The sequence below is a fragment of the Gorillibacterium sp. CAU 1737 genome, assembly GCF_039888655.1.
Taxonomy (GTDB): Bacteria; Bacillota; Bacilli; order Paenibacillales; family NBRC-103111; genus Gorillibacterium.
The window spans coordinates 23,075-45,720 of the sequence record NZ_JBDQQO010000011.1; the positions used below are offsets into that span (position 1 = coordinate 23,075).

Sequence of the window (22,646 nt, forward strand, 5' to 3'; positions counted from 1 at the left end):
CTGTGTCGGCATGAACCTCTGTCTCGGTCCTCATCGGCTCTGAGCAGAATCCTCCATCTCCAACGGTCAACATCAGTTGAGAAAGCTGTTGTTTGATGCGGGCGAAGCAAGAGTGCCGTTCACATGGGATACGGCCTCAATGGGTAGTATACCAAATCTGATCGAAAAGGAGAAGAGCATCGACTCTTCTCCTTGCTCCTAAAATTGGGTCATGTGGCGCACGTATTGAAGAACCCTCCGGACCGACGGCCGAATTTTGACTTCTCCTGCGGGTGGCGCGGCATTCGGATCAACCCCGAGCGGCGTATTGTCGTCCTTGGACGGCTTGGAATTGATCTCGATCAGCCGCACCCGTCCCCGTTGATCCAGGGCTAAATCGATGCCCAACTCGGCAAAATGTCCATCGACCTGCCGTTCCAACGCTTCCGCTATTTCAATCGATGCTTGGCGCAAGCCCTCGTAGGCATTCGCGTGTAGGGGGGCTGGAAGCGTGGATCCCTTTATGGCATCCTTTGTGCTCATCAGCTTGCCGCCTCGGGCAAGATTGGACACAAAGGTGTGCTTTGCCGAAATGCGCGCCACGATCGAGGTGATCTCCCATTTGCCCGATTCACCCTTCTGTACAAGAGAGCGGAAGTCGGTGGTCATCCCCTCTACCCGGATCAAATCGATGCCCTCCTGCAACAGATAGCGGTTCCCGGCCATCTTCTTTTTCAGAAAAGCGAATAGTGCGTCCTGACTGGAAAATCCGGCATGCTGAACCTTCCCATCCGCTGTCGCCATTAAGCAGGCATAGCCTTTTGCCGTTCTGCTGATGCGGATGATGCCCTTGCCAAGGCTGCTCATGATCGGCTTCAGAAAAACGACGGCATGTTTCGCAAGCATTCCCTTAACTTGGGCCGTGTTCAATAGCATGATCGATTGAGGCAAATAGGCCGTGATGAGCTTCTCCTTCCGAAGAGCCTCAAACACCTCTGCTTTATTCAAATAGCGTTCGTTGAAAACAGGCTTTCCCGTTCGAGCCTTAACCGTGGAAAAGAAGTTTTGAACGCCTGGTGATTTCTCAATGATCCGCGAAGTAATCCGATTGTAGACCGCATCGGGATAAGGAAAGCTTCCTTTTCGCCAACTGCCCCCGGCATAGCTCCAGCCCTGAACCGTCAAGGAAGGACCCGGGAGTTGTTCCGCCGACAAAAAGAAAACAAAAACCCCGAGCTTTTTGCCCGCCTCGGTAAGCTCTTGGGCAAAGCCGGTTACATTGCCGAACGGACGCACCTCGCTGGCGGTAATCTTCCGCATCAAGACGGCCAGTACCGGCCCGAGCTGCAGCGTCTGCGACGATGCCTGGTAGCGAATGCCGAGCGCTATCCCGCTGGGGAGGCCAAAGAAACCGGCTGCTGATGGATGAAGACGGAGCGTGCTCCCCTTCGGTTCCACCACAAGCTTCAGCAACCGCTCACGGCTCCCGAGCTTCACGGTAACGATCGTGCCGCTTTGCAGCGTCCACTTCTTGGCAAGGGTTCCGCCGAGGTAGAACACTCCCTCCTCGCTTCCGGAGGTATGCGTAATCAACACCTTCTGGTTCGTCATGAGTATCCTCCTTCCGCCGCTTAGCCGCTACTTCTCTTCCTCCTGAGCCAGATGCATGGCGTACCGGATGGGCCGTTCCACCGTCGTTCGGTATAAAGAGCGATCCCCAATGCTTTTGAAGAGGTCGCGTCCGGGTTTGGGGTTCACCTCGATGAGCCATACTTTCCCGTTCACGTCGATGCCGATGTCGATCCCGAACTCCATCATGGACCCGAAGCGGGATTCGATGACCCGGACCACTTCCCGGGCAAGCTCATGGCATTCCTTGCGAATCATTCCCGCCTTTTCCGATCCGAAGCGTCTGCCGACCACCGAATCAAACGTAGCCGCCTTCCCGCCTCCGTGCAGGTTTGAGGTGGAGCTTCCGACCGCCCCGATCCGCATGCCCATTCCGGTAATGTCCCAGTCGCCGTTTTCCGTCTTCTGAATCAAAAGACGGGCGTCCGTCACCCTTCCCTCGACCAGGCTGAGGTCGATTCCTTGCTGGATCATGAAGATTCCGCCGCGAATGCTCTCCTTGACTGTCCAACGGTTCATCCAGTCCTTCAGCTCCGCGAAGCGGCCAAAAACCCTTCGGCTCTTGGTAAGCGTCCGGCTGCGCGCGGTCACTTCATAGCCGCTCCCAGTTCGCTTAAGCCGCACGATGCTACTTCCCCCAGTACCGTTGCCGGGTTTGATATAGAGCAGAGGATGCCTTTTTATCATCTGCTGAAGGTCCGTACTCGAATATTCGATCGTTTCCGGCATCCAGCGCGCGATTTTGGGCTCCCGCATGAAAATTTGCGTGATGTTCCATTTGTTCGTAAACCGATTGTTAGCATACCGGAACAAAGTGGATGTGCGAATTTTCATATACTCGCTTCCGGAGCGCCGATGCCGGTCGATGACCACATCCGGCCAAGGGTAGAGGCGATGGCTCCAACTGCCGTCCGGTCCCGCCTTAAAGCCGCGAATTTCACGGGTTTGCAACCGGATATCGGTTGGCGAAAAAAGAAAAACCTCTGCGCCCAATCTCTCCCCTGCTTGCGAAAGGTCGCGAAAATAGCTCGGCTCGCTGAAGGAAAGACCATCTCGATAAACGAGAATTCCGATGATCGGCTTTTTCATGCGTTCTCGCCCCCCTCCGCTGGATCAACAGCCACTGGAGCCACCGTCTCCGTATGCTCGATTCGTTCGGGCCGGGGCGAGCGATTCATACGAATGTATCGATAGATCCGATTGAACACCCGTTTGTCCTTTAACGTCTTGAAGATGAAGGGATCCGGCCGAGTATTGACTTCAATGATCCACGGCCGGAGCGCTGCATCCAGCCCGATGTCCACGCCGATGGCTGTCACAAACGGATACCCTTCCTCCATGTGCTCCGCAATCTGAACCCCGAGGGCCTCCAGCTTCTTCATATAAACCTTTACTCTCTTCGGAGGTAAAAAATGAATCAGCAGTTTCTCCAACTCGATCGGAGTTCCTCCGCTGTGATAATTCGTCACCACGAGCTTCGGGCGAGCAATGCGAGCGATCGTTCCGGTATGAATCCAACTGCCGGTCTCCTCCTTCTGCACCATGACGCGGATATCGAACGGGCGACCCTTTATTTTCAACAGAGGAATTCCTTTTTGGATGAGGTGGACCTTGCGGGTTGTTATGGGCTCTATAGCCTTATAGAGACCGTCATATGTGCGAAATTGCAGCTTCTTATCCTTCAACTGAAAGACATAGGCTCCGTCTCTTGCAATCTTGACCCGAATGATCCCTCGTCCGCCCGTTCCATTGTTGGGCTTCACATACACGGTACGATAACGCGTCAAATAAGCATGGAGATTGCCCTTCGATTCACTGATCGTGTCGGGCACGTACTCTTTCAACTGCGGATGATCGAGCAGGTACTTGGTCTTCGTCAGCTTGTTATTCGCCAAAACGGATCGCTTTTCCATAGCTGCCTCCGATATCGTTTTCTATTTATGTATGTCAAGGGCAGGGGCTTTGCTACGAGAGCAGGCGACCGTCCAGATGCACAAAAAAAGCCGTTTCCCCCGTTAATACAGGAGAAACGGCCAGCGGCTGGTCGTTGAGCAGGGCAATCAAAGCGTTAACGGAACATCCCCCATAAGCGCAAGAGATGAAACGTGTTGTTCGGATCGATCTTCTGATCGAGCACGAAACGGATGATGCCGTTTCGCTGTCTTTCATTCAAGCTTTCGCCGAGAACTCCGGAGAGACGGCTGACCAGGCGGGCGACTTGGGCTGAATCCTGGAGGTGAAATTTCGTGAGGCTGCTCACCTCCGCCTTCACCCTCTCCTTGACCAGCGGATTTTTCATTTTCAGCTTAATCCGTTCAACCAGTGCTTGATCAATGCCGTAATTCAAGTAACTCATGTATGCACCTCCCGTACATTCCACTTTATGTGGAAGTCCGGGAAAAAAGAAGCGGGATCAATCCAGCCATTCCCCACCCAAAATGCCTTCCCGCTCCAGGAACCGCCGCAGCTCCAGATAATCGGCTCCAGTCCAAAAATCAGAGCGGCTTACCAAAGCCGCCGCATCATCCCGGGCATTTTCCAGCACCTCGAAATCAGCCATGAGATCCGCAACCTTGAATTCAGGAAGCCCGCTCTGCTTCGTTCCGAAGAAATCACCCGGGCCGCGCAGCTCCAAATCCTTCCGAGCAATTTCAAAGCCATCGTTTGTCTCCGTCATGGCACGCAACCGTTCCTTGCCCGTCTCGCTCTTCGGCTCCGCGATGAGAATGCAATAGGATTGATGCTCCCCTCGACCCACGCGTCCCCGCAGCTGATGGAGCTGAGAGAGGCCGAACCGATCCGCGTCATAGATGACCATGACGGTGGCATTGGGCACGTCCACCCCAACCTCAATCACGGTCGTCGAGACGAGCACCTGCACCCGGTTCTCCGCAAAGTCTGCCATGACCGCATCCTTCTCGGCCGGGACCATCCGCCCGTGCAAAAGGCCTACCTTCAATCGCGGGAACGAATGGGTGAGCTCCGCATGCAGGTCGAGGGCATTCTGCACATCCAGCTTTTCGGATTCTTCAATGAGCGGACAGATGATATAGGCTTGCCGCCCCTTGTCCACTTCCTTCGCGATAAATGCCATGATGCGTTCCAACATATGGTGCCCGACCGAATAGGTATCAATAGGCAAGCGGCCCTTGGGCAGCTCCTGAAGCGTAGAAACATCCAGATCCCCAAAAGCGGTGATCGCGAGCGTGCGTGGTATCGGCGTGGCCGTCATGCTGAGGATATCCGGGTTCATTCCCTTGCGCCGCAATACCGCCCGTTGGTTCACCCCAAATCGGTGCTGCTCATCGGTGACAACAAGCCCAAGGTTTCGGAAAAAGATATCATCCTGAATGAGCGCATGCGTGCCGACGACGATATCGGTCATCCCCATCTGCAGAGAGGCGAGCGTCTCCCTCCGTTCTCGAGCCGTCAAGCTGCCCGTCAGGAGAGAAACCTGAATGCCGTAGGGCTCGAACAGCTTGGCCAACGAACGCCGATGCTGCTCGGCCAGAATTTCGGTAGGAACCATGAGAGCGCCTTGCCCCCCTGCCTTCACCACGGCATACAGAGCCACTGCTGCGACTACAGTCTTGCCCGAGCCGACGTCCCCCTGGAGGAGACGATTCATGCAGGCCGGAGCTTGGAGATCCTCCAAAATTTCCGCAATTACCTTCAATTGAGAGTCCGTGAGCCGGAAGGGCAAGGTTTTGACAAAGGCGCGCACCGCCGGAAGATCCACCGGATGAGCAATCCCATCCGCCCGTTTGCGGGTCAAGGCGCGATAGGCTTGCATTTTCAATTGAAAAAAGAAGAATTCCTCATAGACGATCCTCTTCCGGGCCCGGGCGCCTTCCTCCAGGCTGCCTGGCTGATGAAGCAGGGCGATCGCTTGGCGCCGTGCCATAAAATCGTATTGGGTGCACAGCTCCTTTGGAAGATTCTCCTCAATCATCGCCCCGAATTGCTTGAGGGCTTGCCCGATCATTCGTCTAAGCCAGCTTAATGTAATGGAACCTCCGACCGAATATACCGGTTGCAAGGTTCCCGTTCGCCCATCGGCCTTACCGGGAAATTCCGATTCCGACACCGTAAGCTGCAACCGACGGGAATCCCATTTGCCCGTCAATACGATCTCCGTTCCCGGCCGCAGCTTGTCTTTCAGAAAATGACGGTTAAACCAGACGGTCGACACCAGGAAGGAATCGACCATCACCCGACAGGTCATTCTCGACTTCGTGCGTCCCATCATTTGCATAACGGGTTCCCCGTAGATCTTCCCCTCGACAGTTACCTTCTCGCCATCCTTGACCTCCGCTAAATCACGAAGTCGATAGTCCTCGTAGCGGAACGGGAAATAATCAAGAAGCCCGCCGACGGAGGAGATCCCCAGTGCGCTGAGGTCCTCCGCCTTTTGCGGGCCTATTCCGTGAACTTCACGGACAGGTTTGACATATAAGTCCATGCTCATGCTTTGATGACAAACAGAGCAACCGTTCCGGGCCCCGAGTGGCTGCCCACTGCCGGGCCTACCCAAGTAAAGGTTGTCCGTTTCACATTAAAATGACGATTGATCAGCGCACTGAGCTTTTCGGCTTCGTGAAGCGCATCCCCGTGGGAAATCCCGACCTCGATCGGTTCCGTCGGACTCCATTTCTCAAGCAGCAGCTCAAGAATGCGATGCATCGCCTTGCGATGACCCCGCACTTTGTCTACCCAAGTGATCACGCCCTCATCATCGATGGACAGGATCGGCTTGATATGCAAGAGGGAGCCGAGAACCGCAGCAGCCTTGCCGATGCGGCCTCCCTTATGAAGATGCTGCAACGAGTTCACGAGGAAGTAGAGGGAGCTCTTTTCGTCCAATTCCTGTAGAAGGGCTAGAATCTCCTCTTTGCTCTTGCCCGCTTGCGCTGCTTCGGCAGCACGCACAACGCGAATGCCGGTGCCAAAGGACGCTTTGCGGGAATCGATCACCGTGATGTCCTTCTTCTCGTCCATTCTCGACTTAGCAAGAAGCGCCGATTGATACGTACCGCTGAGGGCCGAAGAGAGATGAATCGAAATAATGGCTGTATTCGGATCTTCGCGCGTCAACGATTGGTACTTGGCAAGAAAATCAACCGGTGTCGGCTGCGAAGACTTCCAAGGCTGCGGCGACTCCCCGAAGCGCTCATAGAACTCTTTCGGGGAAATGGAACCGGTATCCCGGTACGTCTCAGTGCCAACATGCACCTTCAGGGGAACCACTTCGATATCAAGCCGTTTGCGGATCTCTTCAGGAATATCTGCCGTGCTGTCGGTAACCACGCGAACCTTGCTCATACCGTCACCCCTTATTCCACTGCGAACAGGTAAGGATAGAGCGGCTGTCCACCCGTATGGACTTCCACTTCGGCATCCGGGTACTTGTCCGCCACGTATTCAGCCAGTCGAGCTGTCTCTTCTTCACGGGCGTCTTCGCCGGTCAGGAAGGTGACAATTTCTCCGCCGTTCTCGAGCATGCTGTCGAGAAGGGCGCAGGAAGCTTCAATCAGATCCGGCTTGGAAACCACAATCTTCCCGTCGCGAATGCCCAGGTAATCGCCTTCCGTGATGGCGATTCCGTCAATGGCGGTATCGCGAACAGCATGGGTCACTTGACCGGAGATCACTTGCTCGATTACTTTGCTCATCGTTTCCGTGTTCGCCTCTGCTGAGGAGCCTTCCTGGAATGCAACGAGAGCAGCCATGCACTGCGGTACGGTCTTCGTGGGAATGACCACCACTTCGCGGTCCTCCAGAAGATCCTTCGCCTGCTTGGCGGCCATGATAATATTCGAGTTGTTCGGGAACACGTAGACCGTATCCGCCGGAACCTGTTCAATGGCATGAACGATATCTTCCGTGCTCGGATTCATCGTCTGTCCGCCGGAGATGACCACATCGACGCCGAGGCTTTGGAAAATCTCCGAGATGCCGTCCCCCATGGCGACGGCAACAAATCCAAACGGAACCTGCGGAAGCTCTTCCACCGTAGAAGTCGTCGGAATCGGCTCTGGCAGCTCCTCGGTTATCGGAGCTTCAACGGCGATTTCTCGACGAATGGTATCCGTTGCCGGTGCACCCGGTGCGGCATAATGCGGATCGTATTCGCTGCTCATGAGAATGTGGGTGTGCTGCTCCCGCATGTTCTCGATCTTGATCCGGGTTAAATCCCCAAACGTCATCGCGTGATTCATGACCGTGCCGGGGTATTCCGCATGCACGTGGATTTTGACGAGATCGTCATCGGCTACGACGAGCAAGGAGTCTCCCATCTCGCTGAGCTTCGCCCGGAAGGCATGCTCATCGAAGGAACGCCCCTTCATCTTCTCAGGAGTCAGCTTGATGATAAATTCGGTGCAATAGCCAAACTCGATATCTTCGGTAGCCAGCATCGATTGAGCCGTTCCACCATGTGGAGCAAATTCTTCTGCCTTCGGCGCTTCCAACTGCTTTTCCTGCAGCTCAACGACCGGAGCCGCTTCGCCGGTGAGGGCTGCGAGGAACCCTTCGTAAACACACAGAAGGCCTTGCCCGCCGGCATCCACCACGCCAACCTGCTTCAGTACGGGAAGGAGATCCGGCGTTTTGGCAAGAGATTGTCTTGCGGCCGTGCAGACTTCCGTCATGAGCTCAACCAGATCCGTGGTACGTCGCGAAACGTACAGCGCATGCTTGGCCGTTTCTTTGGCAACGGTAAGGATCGTTCCCTCAACCGGCTTCACAACCGCTTTGTAGGCGGTATCCACCCCCTGCTGCAGCGCTTGAGCAAATTGGGCAGGAGTTACTTCCGCATGCGGCTGGACGGATTTGGCGAATCCGCGGAACAGCTGGGACAAAATCACGCCCGAGTTTCCGCGCGCGCCCATGAGCAAGCCCTTGGACAGCGCATCGGCAGACTTGCCGATCTCCGTGGACGGCTTCCGTTTCATTTCCTCCATACCCGAGGTCATTGTCAGGTTCATGTTGGTACCGGTGTCTCCATCCGGAACGGGGAAGACGTTGAGTGCGTTCACGTTATTCACGTTGTTTCGCAGATTACCGGCTCCCGCGATCACCATCTGAGCAAAGTCGGTTCCATTTAAGACTGTAAAGCGCTTACTCAAGTAAATATCTCCTTCCGGTAGGGTCAGACACCGCGTACGCCCTGCACAATGATATTGACGAAATCGACTTTCAGGCCAAACACTTCATTCAATACGTATTTTACCCGGTTTTGCACATTGTGCGCGACTTCGGAAATCTTCGTTCCATAACTCACAATGATGTAGAGGTCGATGTGCAGCCCGTCGGATTCATAGCGGATTTCGACGCCGCGGCTCAGGTTCTCACGCCCGAGCAGTTCGGAAATACCGTCCATGAACTGCTTGCGGGAGGCCATGCCCACAAGCCCATAGCAATCAAGTGCCGCAGAACCGGCGAGCACCGCTACAACCTGGTCTGCTACATGCACTTTTCCTTTCTCGTAAGTAAGCTCGATCGGCATTATTTCCATCACCTTTGTTTCATCTAGTTTCGGGATTAACTCCCATTGTACTATAATCAATACAAGAAGGAAATGCAAATTCACACAGTGGAATCCGGCCGAAAAACCCAGGCGGGCTGTTGACTACCCGATTTTGGCTATGCTATTATGTTCTAGTATGTTTTTCTTGATGTAACCCATGATGATGATCGGACTTTCTCCGGATGAGTCTTAAGGAGGTGTAACAAATGTCTCGCAAATGCTTTGTAACCGGCAAATCGCCGAAGACCGGCAACAACGTTTCCCACGCGAACAACAAAACGAAGCGTTCCTGGGGCGTCAATGTGCAAAAAGTGCGCATTCTCGTCGACGGCAAGCCCAAACGCGTTTATGTTAGCACCCGCGCCCTCAAGGCCGGCAAAGTTACCCGCGTGTAACTTTCCTTTGGATGAACAACCAATCCGAACGATTAAAAGCACCTGGCTTCCAGGTGCTTTTTGCCGTTCTTACGGCCTTTTTTCCGCCATCGCTTCAATGGTTTTTGCTGAAGGTGTTCAGCAGCGCCTTGACCATTCCCCCGATAAATTTGGGAAGCTTGATCGTATAAAACTTCATGAGTCAACCGCCTCCGATCGCCAGAATCGTACCTGCACCCTTTGCCCGGTCCCTCGCCTCACGCTTCTGCACCGCCGCCTGCTTCTCCCCATAAAAAAACGGGCTGCCTAAGCGCTCTACGCTCCTGCAACCCATTTTATGTCCGACGAATGCCGGATATGCCTAGCGAGCGTGTTTGTTCAAACACCACTCCCATGATTACTTCCCCTCTACTCCGTGCAGGTAAATGGGGTTGATGTACCACCCATTCACGTAAGCCAGAGCCGTGTAGACCACGGAAAAGAGAAGGGCAAGCGCGATGGACGTGACGATCATCGCGATGCGCATGCCCCAGCCTTCGTTTCTCTTGTAAAACTGGTAGCCCAGGTACAAAGCCCCGAGCGAGAACGCATATTTAAAGAAATTGGGGATCAGCGTGAACAGGAAAAGGCCGATGGAGATGCCGAGCGCATATCCGATAAACTCCAGTGTTTTACGCACGGCGAGCTCCTCCTTCCCGAATGAGCCGCATCGCTTCGGTACGATCCGCTTGACCGAAGACGGCGTTGCCGGCCACCAGAACGTCCGCTCCCGCTTCCGAGACAATTCTTGCCGTCTCTGCTGTAATGCCTCCGTCCACTTCAATGTGGACGTGTGAAAGGCCCTGTGCATCAAGCCGCTCGCGGAGCTGCTTGATCTTCGGCACGACAGAAGGCAGGAAGGATTGTCCTCCGAAGCCCGGGTTGACGGTCATGAGGAGAACCAGCTCTACGTCTGCGAGCACATGCTGAATCCACTCGATCGGAGTGGCCGGATTCAGGACAACCCCCGGCTTGACCCCGTGATCCCGGATCAACTGCAGCGTTCGGTTCAGATGCGTACATGCCTCGGCATGAACCGTGATATAATCGGCGCCAGCTTTGGCGAATTCGGGGATATACGCATCCGCATTCTCGATCATAAGATGAACATCGAACGGAAGCTTCGTCAGCGGGCGTATAGCCTTCACGATGCCAGGTCCGAAGGTGAGATTGGGAACAAAGTGCCCGTCCATGATGTCGATGTGGATCCAGTCCGCTCCGCTCTGCTCAGCTTCGCGGATTTCATCCCCCAGCCTGGAAAAATCAGCGGAGAGGATCGATGGGGCAATTCGCAAAGGGTGCAAGCTAGTACCTCCGTTTCCGTTCCTTGATTTCCGTCAGAAATTGCAAATAATGCTCATACCGCCAAGATGCCAATTTGCCCTCTTCCACAGCCGTGCGCACCGCGCAATCCGGCTCCTTGTGATGAAGGCACCCCCGGAAGCGGCAAGCCGGTGCATAGACGTGTAGGTCCCGGAAGCATTCGGACAAGTCCTCGGCCTCCAAGCCGGTAAAATCAAGCTGGCTGAACCCCGGCGTATCCGCCACCCAGCCGCCCGACAGCGGAATCAGCTCCACATGGCGGGTCGTGTGCTTGCCGCGACCCAGGCGCTGGCTGATTTCGTCCGTGGCGAGCGAGAGTCCCGGGAGCAAGGCGTTGACCAGCGAGGATTTGCCGACGCCGGATTGTCCTGCAAATACGCTGACCGCGCCGGTCAGTCGTTCCCGCACTTCTTCCACGCCGAGGTGCTGCTTCGAGCTCGTCAGGTAGACCTCATAGCCCATCTCCCGATAAGGCTCGATCTCCTTCCTCCATCCCGTATCCTCCGGAAGAAGATCGGTCTTCGTCAGCACGATGATGGTGGTGAGTCTTTCTTTCTCGATATGGACGAGAAACTTGTCCAGAAGCTGAACATTGAAGGCAGGCTCCTGGACCGAGAAGACCAGGACAGCCAGCTCTACATTGGAGATCGGAGGCCGAATGAGCTCGCTCATTCGATCTCCGATCGCATCGATGATCCCCTCCCCATTCTCGGTCAGGCTGTAGTCCACCTGATCCCCGACAAGGGGGCTTACTTTTTGTTTCTTGAAGATTCCTCTGGCCCGGCACTGCACGAACGCATCCTTGCTCGGCTGTTCGCCATCCGGAAGCACGTAGTAGTACCCGCTCAGAGCCTTGACAATCAAGCCTTTTGCCATATTAGTTTCCCTTCACGGTCGGATCAGGACTCACTTCGCCGGATGCCGGTGTCGCTTCCCCCGTGGGCGTTGCAGAGGCCGTGTCCGACGGCTCTGAACTTGGAGTCGGAGTAGACACAGGCGGAGGCGTCGTGGGCACTGCCTTGGAGTCGAGGTAGTTCTGGTACGTAAAGGTTTGCTGCAAGAACAAGCCGTTGTCACGGAACACCATGATCTTTGCCGGGATATCCTTCGTCACGGTAAACGGCACGTTCATGACCGTCTCTTCCTTGATCTGCTTCGTCAACACAATTCGGTTATCCGATTGAGCGTCGCTGACCTCAATGCGTACGGTAGAAGACTTCCCTGCCGTAGCGGGCGGAATCGGGAGGTCAATCGACCAATCCGCTGCATCCGACGGACGTCCCGTCGAGACGTACAAGGTGATGTTGGTTGCTCCTGCATCCACCTCGTCTCCTTCGTTATACGGATGCTGCTCAAACACCGTGCCTTCCGGCTGGTTGAAGTTCGCTCGCTTGACAACGTTGCTGTCGAGGACCTTTAGGCCGCGGGCAGCCAGCATTTCCCGGGCGACAGCGAGCTTCTTGCCCACCAGGTTGGGCATGGTGGCGACTTCCCGGCCCTGGCTGGTCTTGAACGTAATGCTGTCCTTCAACGGGTTGAAGGGATCTCCCCCTTTGATGGACTGCTCCAGGATGGTCCCCTCTTCCTTATCTGAGAATTCCGGTTCTTCGGTAATTCTCTCCTTATCCATCCCCAGCGCGACCAAGGCGGCAACAACATCCTCCAGCTTGCGCCCGGTATAATCCTCAATTTGGACGGAATCAGGACCCGTGCTCACATTGAGCTGGACCACGAAGTTCGGCTTGACCTTCATGGAGTCCGGACCGCCGTTCGGGGTCTGGCTGATCACGTGATCCTTCTCCACCTTGGGGTCGCTCACATCATTTCGGTTTGCCTTCAGTTGAGAAGCCTCCAGAATCTGAACAGCTTCTTCATAGACTTTTCCGGTCACGTCTGGAATGAGAATGTCCTCCGGTGCCGCCATCTTTTTGACCTGATTGGCCGTGATCAGAAGCGCCACGACCACGATGACGAAGATCGCTCCCCACACCGTCGGCTTCACCCAAGCCTTTTTCTTCGGAGGCGGTGTCTTGGGAGAGGAGGAACGAAACTCTTCCTTCTCCTTGCGAGCAGCCCCGTAGTGCGCATCCGGCCGAATGGCAGGAACGACACGGGTTCTCTCCTCATCCTCCTCATCGATCTCCTGGAAGATCCGCTTCGGCTCATTCCGGCGCTCGGGCCGCAAGCAGGTTTCCAAATCCGAGAGCATTTCCTTTGCGGACCGATACCGATCCTCGGGGTTCTTGCGCATCGCCTTGAGAATGATGTTCTCGACGCTCTGGGGAATGAGGGGGTTCACCTTGCGAGGTTCCTCAACATTCTCTTGAAGGTGCTTAAGCGCTACGCTCACCGGGCTTTCCCCGGAAAAGGGCAGCCGTCCCGTGAGCATCTGATAGAGAACGATGCCGAGCGAATACAAGTCGGACTTGGCACCCGCAGCCGTTCCCTTGGCATGTTCAGGCGAGAAATAATGCACAGAGCCCACCACGGAGCCGGTTTGCGTAATGCTGGAGGAAGAACCGGCACGGGCAATCCCGAAATCCGTCACCTTGACCCGCCCGTTGCGGCCGATCAGGATGTTGTGCGGTTTGATGTCGCGGTGGATAATCTGATTGCCATGCGCGTGGTCAAGGGCGTCGCAGATTTGGGAAGAAATGTTGACCGCTTCCTCTACCTGCAAGGGGGCTCTTTCCTTGATGAGATCGTTCAGGGTATATCCTTCTACGTACTCCATGACAATGTAATGGATGTCTTCCCTTTGTCCGACATCGTAGATGCTGACTATGTTGGGATGAGACAGGGCAGCCGCCGATTGGGCTTCCCTTCGAAATCGTTGAATGAATTCTTCGTCATGGACGAACTGGGGGCGGAGAACCTTGACGGCGACAATCCGGTTGAGGAGAATGTCACGCGCTTTATAGACGAGGGCCATGCCTCCTCCGCCTACCCGGTCAAGGATTTCGTAACGTCCGGCTAGTGTCTGACCGATCATCGTTATCCTCCTACCTGAGCGGGCTCTGCCGGAGCATTCTCCAGCAGCACCACCGTAATGTTGTCGTCTCCGCCCTCAGCGAGCGCCAGCTCCACCAGGGCATCCGCTGTCTTTTCCAAGTCGCGGGGGCCTCCGGCAAGAAGTTCAGCGATCTTGGGTCCGGAAACCATACCGCTCAAGCCGTCGCTGCAGAGCAGGGCGATGTCACCGGGCTTCCATGGATAATAGCGGATGTCGACATCCACGGTGCGATCGGTACCAAGCGCGCGAATGAGTACATTGCGCCGAGGGTGCTTCTCGGCTTCCTCCTTGGTGAGCTGACCGGATCGAACCAGCTCGTACACGAGGGAGTGATCCTCCGTTAATTGCGAGAGCTGGCCGTCCTGATACAGATAAGCCCGGCTGTCGCCGATATGCGCTACAAGCAGGCCAGATTTATCAGCCAAGGCTAGAACGACTGTTGTGCCCATGCCGTTGAACTGCTCTTGCGTACGCGCCATCTCGTAGATCCGCGAGTTGGCCGCTACAATGGCTTCGTGCAGCCGCTCCTCGTAGCTCACTCGGGTTTCATCCTCGCCAATGTCGAGCAATTGCTGGTGAATGAGCTCCACCGCCAATTGGCTGGCCGTATCTCCCGCTTGATGCCCCCCCATTCCATCCGCCACGATGGCCAGAGTAAACCCTTGAAGCTCGGGCACAACCAAAGCCCGATCCTCATTCACGACCCGGACGTTGCCGATGTCGGTTCTGCTGGCTGTCTTCATCCCCATCACCTCTTGGCACTTGAATCCATATGTTTGGCACGCAACTGTCCGCATGCTGCCGCGATGTCGCTTCCTTGCTCCCGACGGATCGTCGCGTTGATTTTGCCGCGCTCCAGCGTGCGCTGGAATTCAAAGATGTCATTTCGTGAGGTGCGCGTGTATTTGCGTTCGTGCACATGATTCACCGGAATCAGGTTCACGTGGCTGAGCGGAACATGCTCCTTCAGGAGAGCCGCCAATTCTTCCGCATGCTCCTTCTGATCGTTGACACCGCCCATCAGCGCATACTCAAACGTGATACGCCTTCCGGTCTTCTCCACGTAATACTTGCAGGCTTCAATGACCTCCGCAAGCGGAAAACGGCGATTGACCGGCATCAGCTTCGAGCGCAGAGCATCGTTCGGCGCGTGAATGGACAGCGCCAGGTTGATCTGGGTATCCTCATCCGCGAAACGAATGATGTTCGGGGCGATCCCGCTTGTCGAGACGGTGATGTGGCGCTGCCCGATGGCAAGCCCCTTCTCGTGAATCATCACTCGGAGGAACTTCATCGTGGCATCGTAGTTCTCGAACGGCTCGCCGATCCCCATCACCACGATGCTGCTGACGCGTTCTCCCGTCTCGTCCAGCATCTGCTGCGCCTTCACCACCTGGGCAATGATTTCGCCCGGGGAGAGGTCGCGCTTCAAGCCGCCGAGGGTCGAGGCACAGAAGGTGCAGCCGACGCGGCAGCCCACCTGTGTCGTGACACAGACGCTGTTGCCGTATTCGTGCTTCATAATGACGGTCTCGATGGCATTCTTGTCCTGCAGTTCGAACAGGAATTTTACCGTTCCGTCTTGGGAGGCTTGCTTGGCGATTTCATTCAGCGCCACAAACTGGAACTGATCGGCCAGCTTGTCGCGAAGCGATTTGGACAGGTTGGTCATCTCTTCAAAGCGGCTGACGCGCTTGACGTACAGCCAGTCGAAGATTTGGCCCGCACGAAAGCCGGGCTCTCCGTTCTCCTTCGTCCAAGCTTGCCAATCCTCATATGTTAAATCATAGATGAACGGTTTCACAGGATCCCACCTAGTTGCAAGATTGCCGAAGGCTCCTCCCTGCCGTTGAAAGCAGAATGGGCCTTCGTTCATCCCTTTATTTTATCATAGGTTGGAGGCTTTGCCCAATCGGGCGATGAAAAAGCCGTCGGTGCCAAAATCACTTGGCAAGAGCTGGAGCGCTCCGGCTTTCACCTGCGTCCGAAGAGAGGCAAGCCGCTCCTCGCCGGGGCGACGAGTCTCTCCAGAAACCGCTCCAGTACCATCGCCTGCGGAAGGCTGGATGCGGGCAAAGCCCGCTTGAAGCAGCTCCGGAAACGGCTGCAGCGCAAAGTCCGGGTGATGCTGAACGAAGCGCTCCACCTGCTCGATGTTCTCCTCCGGCTCCGTGGTGCACGTGCTGTAGACGAGAACGCCTCCCGGCTTCAAGAGCCCGTGGACGGCTTCGAGAAGCTCCTCCTGAAGCTTGGCCAGCTCCGCGATCTCTTCCTCTCGCTTGGTCCACTTCAGCTCCGGCTTGCGGCGAATGACCCCAATGCCCGAGCACGGGGCATCAAGCAGGATGCGATCGAAGCTCTCAGCCGGGAATAAACGGCCAAGCTCCCGTGCATCCGAGATGACGGTCTTCACGATATCGAGTCCTAGCCGATCGGCCTGCGCCTGAATGAGCGCCTCCTTATGAGGATGGACGTCACAGGAGACCACTTCCCCGCGGTTGAGCATCAATTCAGCCAAATGAGCCGTCTTGCCACCAGGAGCTGCGCAGCAATCGAGCACCCGCATGCCGGGTTCCGGCGCCAGCGCCTCAGCAACAAGCATGGAGCTCTCGTCCTGAATGCTGATCGTCCCCTGCTGGAACCCGTCCGACTTCGCGAGGCTTCCGCCGCTCTCGACCACCAGTCCCGGAACCGGAAGCACCGACGGCCGGACCTCCAGCCCGGCCGAAACCAGGCTTTCGCGGACAAGCTCCGGCTCCGCCTTGATCCGGTTCACTCGCGCACTTGCGTGCGGCGATTCATTGTTCGCGGCGAGCACCGCTTGCGCCGCCTCTTCCCCCAGTCGATCGCGATACCGCTTGACCAGCCATTCGGGATGAGATTCAGCCAGCGAGAGACGCTTCACCGGAGGCAGCCCGTCCCACTTCAACAGCTTGTCCTTTTGCCGCATCGCATTGCGTAGCACGGCATTCACCATGCCTGAAATCCCGGTATGTCCTCGCCGCTTTGTGAGGTTAACCGCTTCGCTAACCACCGCATGCTCAGGGATCCGGTCCAAAAAGAGGAGCTGGTAAAAGCTCATGCGAAGCAGGCTCAACACCCACGGCTCAAGCTTGACCAGCCCACCCTTGACGAATCGCTGCAGCTCATAATCGAGCGTATTTTTTCGTTGAATCGTTCCGTATACGAGCTCGGTAACAAGCCCTGCGTCAGCGCGCGACAAGGACAGCTTCTCCAGCGTGCTGCCGAGCAGCAGGTTGCTGTAGGAGCGATCCTTCTCCACGCGCGTCAGGATGTCCAGGGCGGCTTCCCGTGCCGTAACCGCCCCGCGGCTTGCATTCGGACGCGGCGAGCCGGAAGCGGCTCTCTTCGAGGGAGACGGTCCGCTCCCCTTCGTCTTGCTGCGCTCCGTCATGCCTCATCCGCTCCTTCCGTTGGGGCTGCGGCTCCCAGCACGTCGCCCGGGTGAATGCCGCCTCCGCGGCCGAAAGCAGCGGCGTCCATCGCCTTCTTGCCGGAGGGCTGCACCTGCGTAAGCCAGAGCGTCCCGCTGCCGGTCGCCACTTCAATGCCGTTCCCCTTCACCGTGAGGACCGTTCCTGGGGCTTGCTCCAACGAAGCTTGTCCGGTCGGAGGCGCAGCCGCCCAAACCTTGAGCACCTCGCCATTCAAGTGCGTGTAAGCAACCGGCCAAGGGTTCAAGCCGCGGATCTGATTGAAGAGCTCGCGAGCCGAACGAGACCAGTCAAGAAGCTCGTCCTCCCGCTTGATGGTAGGTGAATAAGTGGCGGCGTCCTCATCTTGGGGAACCGCCGTCACCCGACCCGCGATGAGATCGGGAAGCGTGCGGCGCAAGAGCTCCGCGCCTTCCACGCTCAGCTTGTCAAAAATCGTCCCAGCGGTATCTTCATCGTGAATGGGAATGACGACTTTGCTGATCATGTCGCCGGTATCGAGCCCCTCGGCCATGTACATGAGGGTAACCCCGGTCTCGGCATCGCCGTTCATGACCGCATACTGAATAGGCGCACCGCCCCGGTAACGGGGGAGCAGCGAGCCGTGCACATTGATGCAACCCAGTCTCGGCAGGTCCAGAACAGCCTTCGGCAAAATCTGCCCATAGGCGGCCGTCACAATGAGGTCCGGTTCCAGCTTCGCGACCTCCGCCACTCCTTCCGGTCGACGGAGGCGTTCGGGCTGGAGCACAGGCAAGCCATACTCCAGCGCCACCTCCTTCACCGGCGTAGGCGTCAGCACGCGTTTGCGCCCCTTCGGGCGATCCGGCTGCGTGACGACTCCGACTACCTCGTGGCCTTCTTCCAGAAGAACCCGAAGCGAAGGAATCGCAAAGTCAGGGGTCCCCATGAACAGAATCTTCACTCGGTTCATGAACGGCCTCCTTCCTCCTCGTCATCCCTTGGTTCGTCGTAGACCTTCACGGCCACGTCCGTGAAGAGCACTCCGTTCAGATGATCGACTTCGTGCTGAATGCAGCGAGCGAGCAGATCGGTTCCTTCAATCTCAACCTCGTTGCCTTCGCGATCCCAGCCCTTGACCCGTACCTTCTGGGCTCGCTTCACATCGCCTTGAAGACCCGGAATGCTCAAGCAGCCTTCGGGCCCGAGCTGTTCGCCTTCCCGGTAGGTGATCTCGGGATTCACGAGTTGGATAAGACCATGCTCGTCTCCGACGTCCATGACGATCGCACGTTTCAGGATGCCGATCTGAGGAGCGGCCAAGCCCACTCCTGGAGCGTCGTACATCGTATCAGCCATGTCGTCGAGCAGCTTCTGAATGTTAGGGGTAATCTTCGGAATGGGCTTCGCCTTATCGCGGAGCACCGGATCGGGATGTTTTACAATGATGCGGATGGCCATGCCAACCACCTTCCTCTCGTTTCTACAAATGTGTATTGGGGGTGAGGCTCCTTCATGCTGCGAAACGCGGGAAAAAGACTACATGAGCATGAGAGGATCCACGTCGATGCTGATCTGGAGCTGGTCCTTCGCGCACTCCTCGTCGAAGGCTGACGAGGCAAGGCCGACGATCTCCGACGCCTGCGCGCTTCCCCGATATTTTATCATGCAGCGAAACCGATATCTATCCTTGATGCGGGCAATGGGCGATGCGACCGGACCCAACACTTCCAGTTCCCCCTTCACCCCGAGTCCTCCCCGATCGGGAAGAGAGGCAAAGAGGTCCCCGGCATCCGCCAGATCCTCTTTCAGCGTTCCCGCCTTGCGGGCGAGCTCTCGAACCTTGGCGGCGAACGCTTCCGAGGCTCGCACAAGCTTTTGCAGCTCCGTGTGCGTGAGCGTCACCAGGATCAGGCCGCAATAGGGAGGATAGCCCAACGTCCGGCGTGTCTCCAGCTCTTCCTCCACGAATCCGGCATAATCATGCTGGGAGGAGCGGACGATGCTGTAATGCTCGGGATTGTACGTCTGCACGAACACTTCTCCCGGAAGGTGATGCCTCCCGGCTCGGCCCGCTACCTGCGTGAGGAGCTGAAATGTCCGTTCCGCCGAGCGAAAGTCTGGCAGGCCGAGTACCGTATCTGCAGCAATGACCCCGACGAGCGTCACATCCGGGAAATCCAGTCCCTTGGCGACCATCTGCGTCCCGAGCAGAACGTCCGCCTGTTTTTTGCGAAACAGGGTCAGCCATTTTTCGTGGGAGCCCTTTTCCGTTGTCGTATCCACATCCATGCGGATGACGCGGATGGCCGGGAACAGCTTCGCCAGCTCCTCCTCGACCTTCTGGGTGCCGGTTCCAAAATAACGAATATGAGGGCTTTCGCATTCCGGGCACGTCTCCGGCTGACGCTCGGTATGCCCGCAGTAGTGGCACCGAACGAGCCGGGACGTCTGGTGATAGGTGAGCGACACCTCGCAATGGGGACACTGGAGCGTGAAGCCGCAAGTCCTGCACATGACAAACGTCGAGTATCCCCGACGATTGAGCAGCAGCACGGATTGCTCCCCTCTCTCTAGGCGCTCGGCAAGAGCCCGGTAGAGCGGACGGCTGAACATGGAGCGGTTGCCCTCTGTCAGCTCGCGGCGCATGTCCACAATGTTTACAGGCGGAAGCGGGCGATTCTCGACCCGCTGAGCCATGGTTAGGAGCCGGTAGCGAGGCTCCTCATGCGCCCTCTCCTGTTCCCGCGGCAGCGCCCGGTAATAGCTCTCCAGAGACGGAGTGGCCGAACCGAGCACAACGGCCGCCTGATGAGCGCGAGCCCGTTCCACGGCAACTTCCCGCGCATGATACTTCGGGCTCTCTTCCTGCTTGTACGAACTCTCGTGCTCTTCATCGATGATGATGAGGCCAAGCCGCGTGAAGGGAGCAAAGATCGCAGAGCGGGCGCCGATGACGACGCGAACCAACTTCATGCTGATCTTTCGCCACTCGTCATAGCGTTCGCCGGTGGACAGGCGGCTGTGCAGCACGGCCACCTCATCCCCGAAGCGGCCCTTGAACCGCTCCACCATCTGAGGGGTGAGTGAAATTTCCGGTACGAGCACGATGGCTTCCTTGTCCAGGTCCAGACACTGCCGAATGGCTTGCAGGTAGACTTCGGTTTTGCCGCTCCCCGTTACCCCGTGCAGCAGGAACGTGTCGGAGCGCGATTGGACGACGGCCTGCCGGATCGGCTCATAGACCATTTGCTGCTCGGGAGTAAGCGACAGCGGAGTGGTCTTGGTGAACTGGCGTCCGGCATATGGATCGCGCAGCACCTCGACCTCCTTCAGCTCAAGCCACCCTTTGTCGGCCAGGCTCTTCACCGTCCCCGCTCCCACATTGAGCTGAAGCATGAGCTCGGTGAGCCGTATGGGGTTGGCATGCTCTGCGAGGTAGCGGAGCACATCCTTTTGCCGGGAAGCCTGAGCGGGCAAGGAAGCGGCAAGGTCTGCCAGCTTTTCGCTATCTGCGGGCGGGAACACCGTCAACGCCTTCTTCTTGGCCATCCGGTTGCGGATGGCTTGGGTTTCCTCCAGCACTCCTGTCCGAATCTGCTCTCGAATCCAGAGGCTCTCCTCGGGAAATCGATTCAGCAGCGCATCGAGTGAAACACTGCCCTTTTCGCGGATATAACGGAGGATCTCCTCCTGTCCGGTGACTTGCAGCTGCCAGGGGTTATCGCTCGCTTGGTCGGTCAGTGTTACATGCCGTTCATATTTTGCTTTCAACGCGGCCGGGATCATCGCCTGCAAAGCCGTCAGCTCATGGCAGAGATAGGTTCGACTCATCCAGCGCGCGAGATCGACCAGCTCGGGGGTTAGCGGCGGGTACATGTCCATGACATGATCGATCGGCTTTAGCCGTCCGCGAGCCACATCCGTCTCCTCCGTCAGCTCGACCACGAAGCCGAGAATGGTCCGCGGACCGAACGGTACACCGACCCGGCTTCCCACCTCAATCCAAGGCTCCAGCGCGGGCGGCACCAGATAGTCGAAGGGGCGGTTCGTCTGCTTCGCTGCCACATCGACGACAACCTTGGCGTACATTACGCTTGTCCTCCGCCCATCATTCGTTCAAGCGCGAGAGCGAGAATGCGCTCCGCCGTCTCGCGTTTGCTGAGCAAGGGCAAGGAAAGGGCTGGGCCGTTCTTGTCGAAGATCGTGACCACGTTTGTTTCCGTTCCGAACCCCGCATCCGAACGAGACACATCGTTGGCCACGAGGAGGTCGCAGTTCTTGCGGTGAAGCTTGTCCATGGCATAGGTCTCCACTTGCTCCGTCTCGGCAGCAAACCCAATCAGGAATTGCTTTTCCTTCCGTTTGCCTAATTCTTCGAGAATATCAGGGTTCTTGACCAGCGTAACTTGCAGGGTTTCACCCGTTTTCTTGATTTTTTGCGGAGCTGCTTCCACGGGACGATAATCTGCGACCGCTGCTGCTTTGACCACAAGGTCCATTTCGGCAAAACGAGAAAGCACGGCCTCTTCCATCTGAAGCGCGGACTCCGCCCGGACAACGGTGACGCCTCTCGGCAGCGGCTCCGACACACGGGCAGCTACCACGGTTACCTCGGCTCCTTTGTCCCTCGCGGCTTCTGCGAGAGCAAAGCCCATTTTGCCCGATGAGTCGTTGGTGAAATAGCGGACGGGGTCCAGCCGCTCCACCGTACCGCCGGCCGTGATGAGGACCTTTTTACCGGCAAGCGGCTTCGGAGCTTCCTGTGCAGCAAAATGAGCGCGAACATACTCCACGATCGCCTCTGGCTCCTCCATCCGTCCTTTGCCTAAGTACCCGCACGCAAGCTGACCGATGCCAGGCTCGATGAATTGAACGCCCCGCTCGCGCAGCAGTTCCATGTTCGCCTGAGTTGCCGGATTCGAATACATATGGACATTCATCGCCGGCGCAACCAGAATTGGCGCGGTCGTTGCAAGCAGAATGGTGCTGAGCATGTCGTCGGCGATCCCATGCGCCAATTTGGCGAGCATGTTGGCCGTAGCCGGAGCGACCACTACCGCATCAGCCCGGTCGGCCAGATCGATATGCGAGATGACGCCCGGATCCAGTTCATCGAACGTATCAATGCGGACCGCTTCATGCGATAGCGCCTGAAACGTCACCGGTCCGACAAGCTTTGTCGCCGACTCCGTCATGACCACATGCACCTTAACCCCCGCCTGCGTCAGCTTGCTGCATAGCGCCGCTGCCTTGTAAGCGGCAATTCCTCCGCACACCCCGAGAATAACCGTCTTGCCTTTCATCCGTGTCCCCTCCCGTTATACCGGCCGCTTAAGCCGGAT

The 22,646-nt window shown here is 56.9% G+C and carries 21 protein-coding genes; 1 reads left to right on the forward strand and 20 read right to left on the reverse strand.

Features of this window, described 5'->3' with window-relative positions:
• Positions 1-198: 198 nt before the first annotated feature.
• The 8 genes from AAFN83_RS19020 to AAFN83_RS19055 form a co-directional block, all read right to left on the reverse strand.
• Positions 199-1,590, reverse strand: coding sequence for a YheC/YheD family endospore coat-associated protein (locus AAFN83_RS19020; protein ID WP_347772296.1), 1,392 nt, complete (start codon positions 1,588-1,590; stop codon positions 199-201).
• A gap of 27 nt (positions 1,591-1,617) precedes the next feature.
• A complete protein-coding gene (locus tag AAFN83_RS19025; RefSeq protein WP_347772298.1) occupies positions 1,618-2,697 on the reverse strand; it encodes a YheC/YheD family endospore coat-associated protein in 1,080 nt (359 codons plus the stop codon).
• Complete coding sequence (locus AAFN83_RS19030; protein WP_347772300.1) at positions 2,694-3,521, reverse strand: YheC/YheD family protein; 828 nt, start codon at positions 3,519-3,521, stop codon at positions 2,694-2,696. The genes AAFN83_RS19025 and AAFN83_RS19030 overlap by 4 nt, the downstream gene beginning before the upstream one ends.
• Before the next feature lie 155 nt (positions 3,522-3,676).
• Positions 3,677-3,964 carry a stage VI sporulation protein F gene (locus tag AAFN83_RS19035; RefSeq protein WP_347772302.1) on the reverse strand — a complete coding sequence of 96 codons (288 nt, stop codon included), beginning with the start codon at positions 3,962-3,964 and terminating at the stop codon, positions 3,677-3,679.
• A gap of 57 nt (positions 3,965-4,021) precedes the next feature.
• Positions 4,022-6,076, reverse strand: coding sequence for an ATP-dependent DNA helicase RecG (recG, locus tag AAFN83_RS19040; protein WP_347772304.1), 2,055 nt, complete (start codon positions 6,074-6,076; stop codon positions 4,022-4,024).
• Positions 6,073-6,930, reverse strand: a complete 858-nt coding sequence (locus AAFN83_RS19045; protein ID WP_347772306.1) for a DegV family protein — start codon at positions 6,928-6,930, stop codon at positions 6,073-6,075. Before AAFN83_RS19045 ends, recG begins: the two co-directional genes overlap by 4 nt.
• An 11-nt stretch (positions 6,931-6,941) precedes the next feature.
• Positions 6,942-8,690, reverse strand: a complete 1,749-nt coding sequence (locus AAFN83_RS19050) for a DAK2 domain-containing protein (RefSeq protein WP_481810527.1) — start codon at positions 8,688-8,690, stop codon at positions 6,942-6,944.
• Between the two features lie 68 nt (positions 8,691-8,758).
• Positions 8,759-9,115 carry an Asp23/Gls24 family envelope stress response protein gene (locus AAFN83_RS19055; RefSeq protein ID WP_347772310.1) on the reverse strand — a complete coding sequence of 119 codons (357 nt, stop codon included), beginning with the start codon at positions 9,113-9,115 and terminating at the stop codon, positions 8,759-8,761.
• Between the two features lie 227 nt (positions 9,116-9,342).
• On the opposite strand from AAFN83_RS19055, the gene rpmB reads away from it, so the two are divergent.
• Positions 9,343-9,531, forward strand: coding sequence for a 50S ribosomal protein L28 (gene rpmB / locus AAFN83_RS19060; RefSeq protein WP_347772312.1), 189 nt, complete (start codon positions 9,343-9,345; stop codon positions 9,529-9,531).
• A gap of 94 nt (positions 9,532-9,625) precedes the next feature.
• Here the strand turns inward: rpmB and spoVM are convergent, their stop codons facing one another.
• The 12 genes from spoVM to coaBC all read right to left on the reverse strand — a co-directional run bounded on the left by spoVM (position 9,626) and on the right by coaBC (position 22,607).
• Positions 9,626-9,709, reverse strand: coding sequence for a stage V sporulation protein SpoVM (spoVM, locus tag AAFN83_RS19065; protein ID WP_347772461.1), 84 nt, complete (start codon positions 9,707-9,709; stop codon positions 9,626-9,628).
• A gap of 198 nt (positions 9,710-9,907) precedes the next feature.
• The gene (locus tag AAFN83_RS19070; RefSeq protein ID WP_347772314.1) at positions 9,908-10,189 is read right to left on the reverse strand and encodes a hypothetical protein; all 282 of its coding nucleotides are present in this window, start codon (positions 10,187-10,189) and stop codon (positions 9,908-9,910) included.
• Positions 10,182-10,844, reverse strand: a complete 663-nt coding sequence (gene rpe / locus AAFN83_RS19075; RefSeq protein WP_347772463.1) for a ribulose-phosphate 3-epimerase — start codon at positions 10,842-10,844, stop codon at positions 10,182-10,184. The genes AAFN83_RS19070 and rpe overlap by 8 nt, the downstream gene beginning before the upstream one ends.
• Before the next feature lie 10 nt (positions 10,845-10,854).
• Positions 10,855-11,748, reverse strand: coding sequence for a ribosome small subunit-dependent GTPase A (gene rsgA / locus AAFN83_RS19080; protein WP_347772316.1), 894 nt, complete (start codon positions 11,746-11,748; stop codon positions 10,855-10,857).
• A gap of 1 nt (position 11,749) precedes the next feature.
• Positions 11,750-13,864, reverse strand: coding sequence for a Stk1 family PASTA domain-containing Ser/Thr kinase (pknB, locus tag AAFN83_RS19085; RefSeq protein WP_347772318.1), 2,115 nt, complete (start codon positions 13,862-13,864; stop codon positions 11,750-11,752).
• A 2-nt stretch (positions 13,865-13,866) separates the two neighbouring features.
• Positions 13,867-14,628 carry a Stp1/IreP family PP2C-type Ser/Thr phosphatase gene (locus tag AAFN83_RS19090; protein ID WP_347772319.1) on the reverse strand — a complete coding sequence of 254 codons (762 nt, stop codon included), beginning with the start codon at positions 14,626-14,628 and terminating at the stop codon, positions 13,867-13,869.
• A gap of 5 nt (positions 14,629-14,633) precedes the next feature.
• A complete protein-coding gene (gene rlmN, locus AAFN83_RS19095) occupies positions 14,634-15,689 on the reverse strand; it encodes a dual-specificity RNA methyltransferase RlmN (protein ID WP_347772321.1) in 1,056 nt (351 codons plus the stop codon).
• An 84-nt stretch (positions 15,690-15,773) separates the two neighbouring features.
• Positions 15,774-17,300, reverse strand: a complete 1,527-nt coding sequence (gene rsmB / locus AAFN83_RS19100; protein ID WP_347772323.1) for a 16S rRNA (cytosine(967)-C(5))-methyltransferase RsmB — start codon at positions 17,298-17,300, stop codon at positions 15,774-15,776.
• Complete coding sequence (gene fmt, locus AAFN83_RS19105; RefSeq protein ID WP_347772324.1) at positions 17,297-18,274, reverse strand: methionyl-tRNA formyltransferase; 978 nt, start codon at positions 18,272-18,274, stop codon at positions 17,297-17,299. Before fmt ends, rsmB begins: the two co-directional genes overlap by 4 nt.
• Entirely contained in the window at positions 18,271-18,762 is a 492-nt protein-coding gene (def, locus tag AAFN83_RS19110) for a peptide deformylase (RefSeq protein WP_347772326.1), read from the reverse strand. The genes fmt and def overlap by 4 nt, the downstream gene beginning before the upstream one ends.
• 78 nt (positions 18,763-18,840) lie before the next feature.
• Positions 18,841-21,393, reverse strand: a complete 2,553-nt coding sequence (gene priA, locus AAFN83_RS19115; RefSeq protein ID WP_347772328.1) for a primosomal protein N' — start codon at positions 21,391-21,393, stop codon at positions 18,841-18,843.
• A complete protein-coding gene (gene coaBC, locus AAFN83_RS19120; protein WP_347772330.1) occupies positions 21,393-22,607 on the reverse strand; it encodes a bifunctional phosphopantothenoylcysteine decarboxylase/phosphopantothenate--cysteine ligase CoaBC in 1,215 nt (404 codons plus the stop codon). The genes priA and coaBC overlap by 1 nt, the downstream gene beginning before the upstream one ends.
• Between the last annotated feature and the right edge of the window lie 39 nt (positions 22,608-22,646).

What these genes read in the sequence shown, in the direction of transcription:
- AAFN83_RS19020 (WP_347772296.1), bottom strand. Translation starts at nt 1,590, where the DNA reads ATGACGAACCAGAAGGTGTTGATTACGCATACCTCCGGAAGCGAGGAG.
- AAFN83_RS19025 (WP_347772298.1), bottom strand. Translation starts at nt 2,697, where the DNA reads ATGAAAAAGCCGATCATCGGAATTCTCGTTTATCGAGATGGTCTTTCC.
- AAFN83_RS19030 (WP_347772300.1), bottom strand. Translation starts at nt 3,521, where the DNA reads ATGGAAAAGCGATCCGTTTTGGCGAATAACAAGCTGACGAAGACCAAG.
- AAFN83_RS19035 (WP_347772302.1), bottom strand. Translation starts at nt 3,964, where the DNA reads ATGAGTTACTTGAATTACGGCATTGATCAAGCACTGGTTGAACGGATT.
- recG (WP_347772304.1), bottom strand. Translation starts at nt 6,076, where the DNA reads ATGAGCATGGACTTATATGTCAAACCTGTCCGTGAAGTTCACGGAATA.
- AAFN83_RS19045 (WP_347772306.1), bottom strand. Translation starts at nt 6,930, where the DNA reads ATGAGCAAGGTTCGCGTGGTTACCGACAGCACGGCAGATATTCCTGAA.
- AAFN83_RS19050 (WP_481810527.1), bottom strand. Translation starts at nt 8,690, where the DNA reads ATGGTGATCGCGGGAGCCGGTAATCTGCGAAACAACGTGAATAACGTG.
- AAFN83_RS19055 (WP_347772310.1), bottom strand. Translation starts at nt 9,115, where the DNA reads ATGCCGATCGAGCTTACTTACGAGAAAGGAAAAGTGCATGTAGCAGAC.
- rpmB (WP_347772312.1), top strand. Translation starts at nt 9,343, where the DNA reads ATGTCTCGCAAATGCTTTGTAACCGGCAAATCGCCGAAGACCGGCAAC.
- spoVM (WP_347772461.1), bottom strand. Translation starts at nt 9,709, where the DNA reads ATGAAGTTTTATACGATCAAGCTTCCCAAATTTATCGGGGGAATGGTC.
- rsgA (WP_347772316.1), bottom strand. Translation starts at nt 11,748, where the DNA reads ATGGCAAAAGGCTTGATTGTCAAGGCTCTGAGCGGGTACTACTACGTG.
- pknB (WP_347772318.1), bottom strand. Translation starts at nt 13,864, where the DNA reads ATGATCGGTCAGACACTAGCCGGACGTTACGAAATCCTTGACCGGGTA.
- AAFN83_RS19090 (WP_347772319.1), bottom strand. Translation starts at nt 14,628, where the DNA reads ATGAAGACAGCCAGCAGAACCGACATCGGCAACGTCCGGGTCGTGAAT.
- rsmB (WP_347772323.1), bottom strand. Translation starts at nt 17,300, where the DNA reads ATGACGGAGCGCAGCAAGACGAAGGGGAGCGGACCGTCTCCCTCGAAG.
- fmt (WP_347772324.1), bottom strand. Translation starts at nt 18,274, where the DNA reads ATGAACCGAGTGAAGATTCTGTTCATGGGGACCCCTGACTTTGCGATT.
- def (WP_347772326.1), bottom strand. Translation starts at nt 18,762, where the DNA reads ATGGCCATCCGCATCATTGTAAAACATCCCGATCCGGTGCTCCGCGAT.
- priA (WP_347772328.1), bottom strand. Translation starts at nt 21,393, where the DNA reads ATGTACGCCAAGGTTGTCGTCGATGTGGCAGCGAAGCAGACGAACCGC.
- coaBC (WP_347772330.1), bottom strand. Translation starts at nt 22,607, where the DNA reads ATGAAAGGCAAGACGGTTATTCTCGGGGTGTGCGGAGGAATTGCCGCT.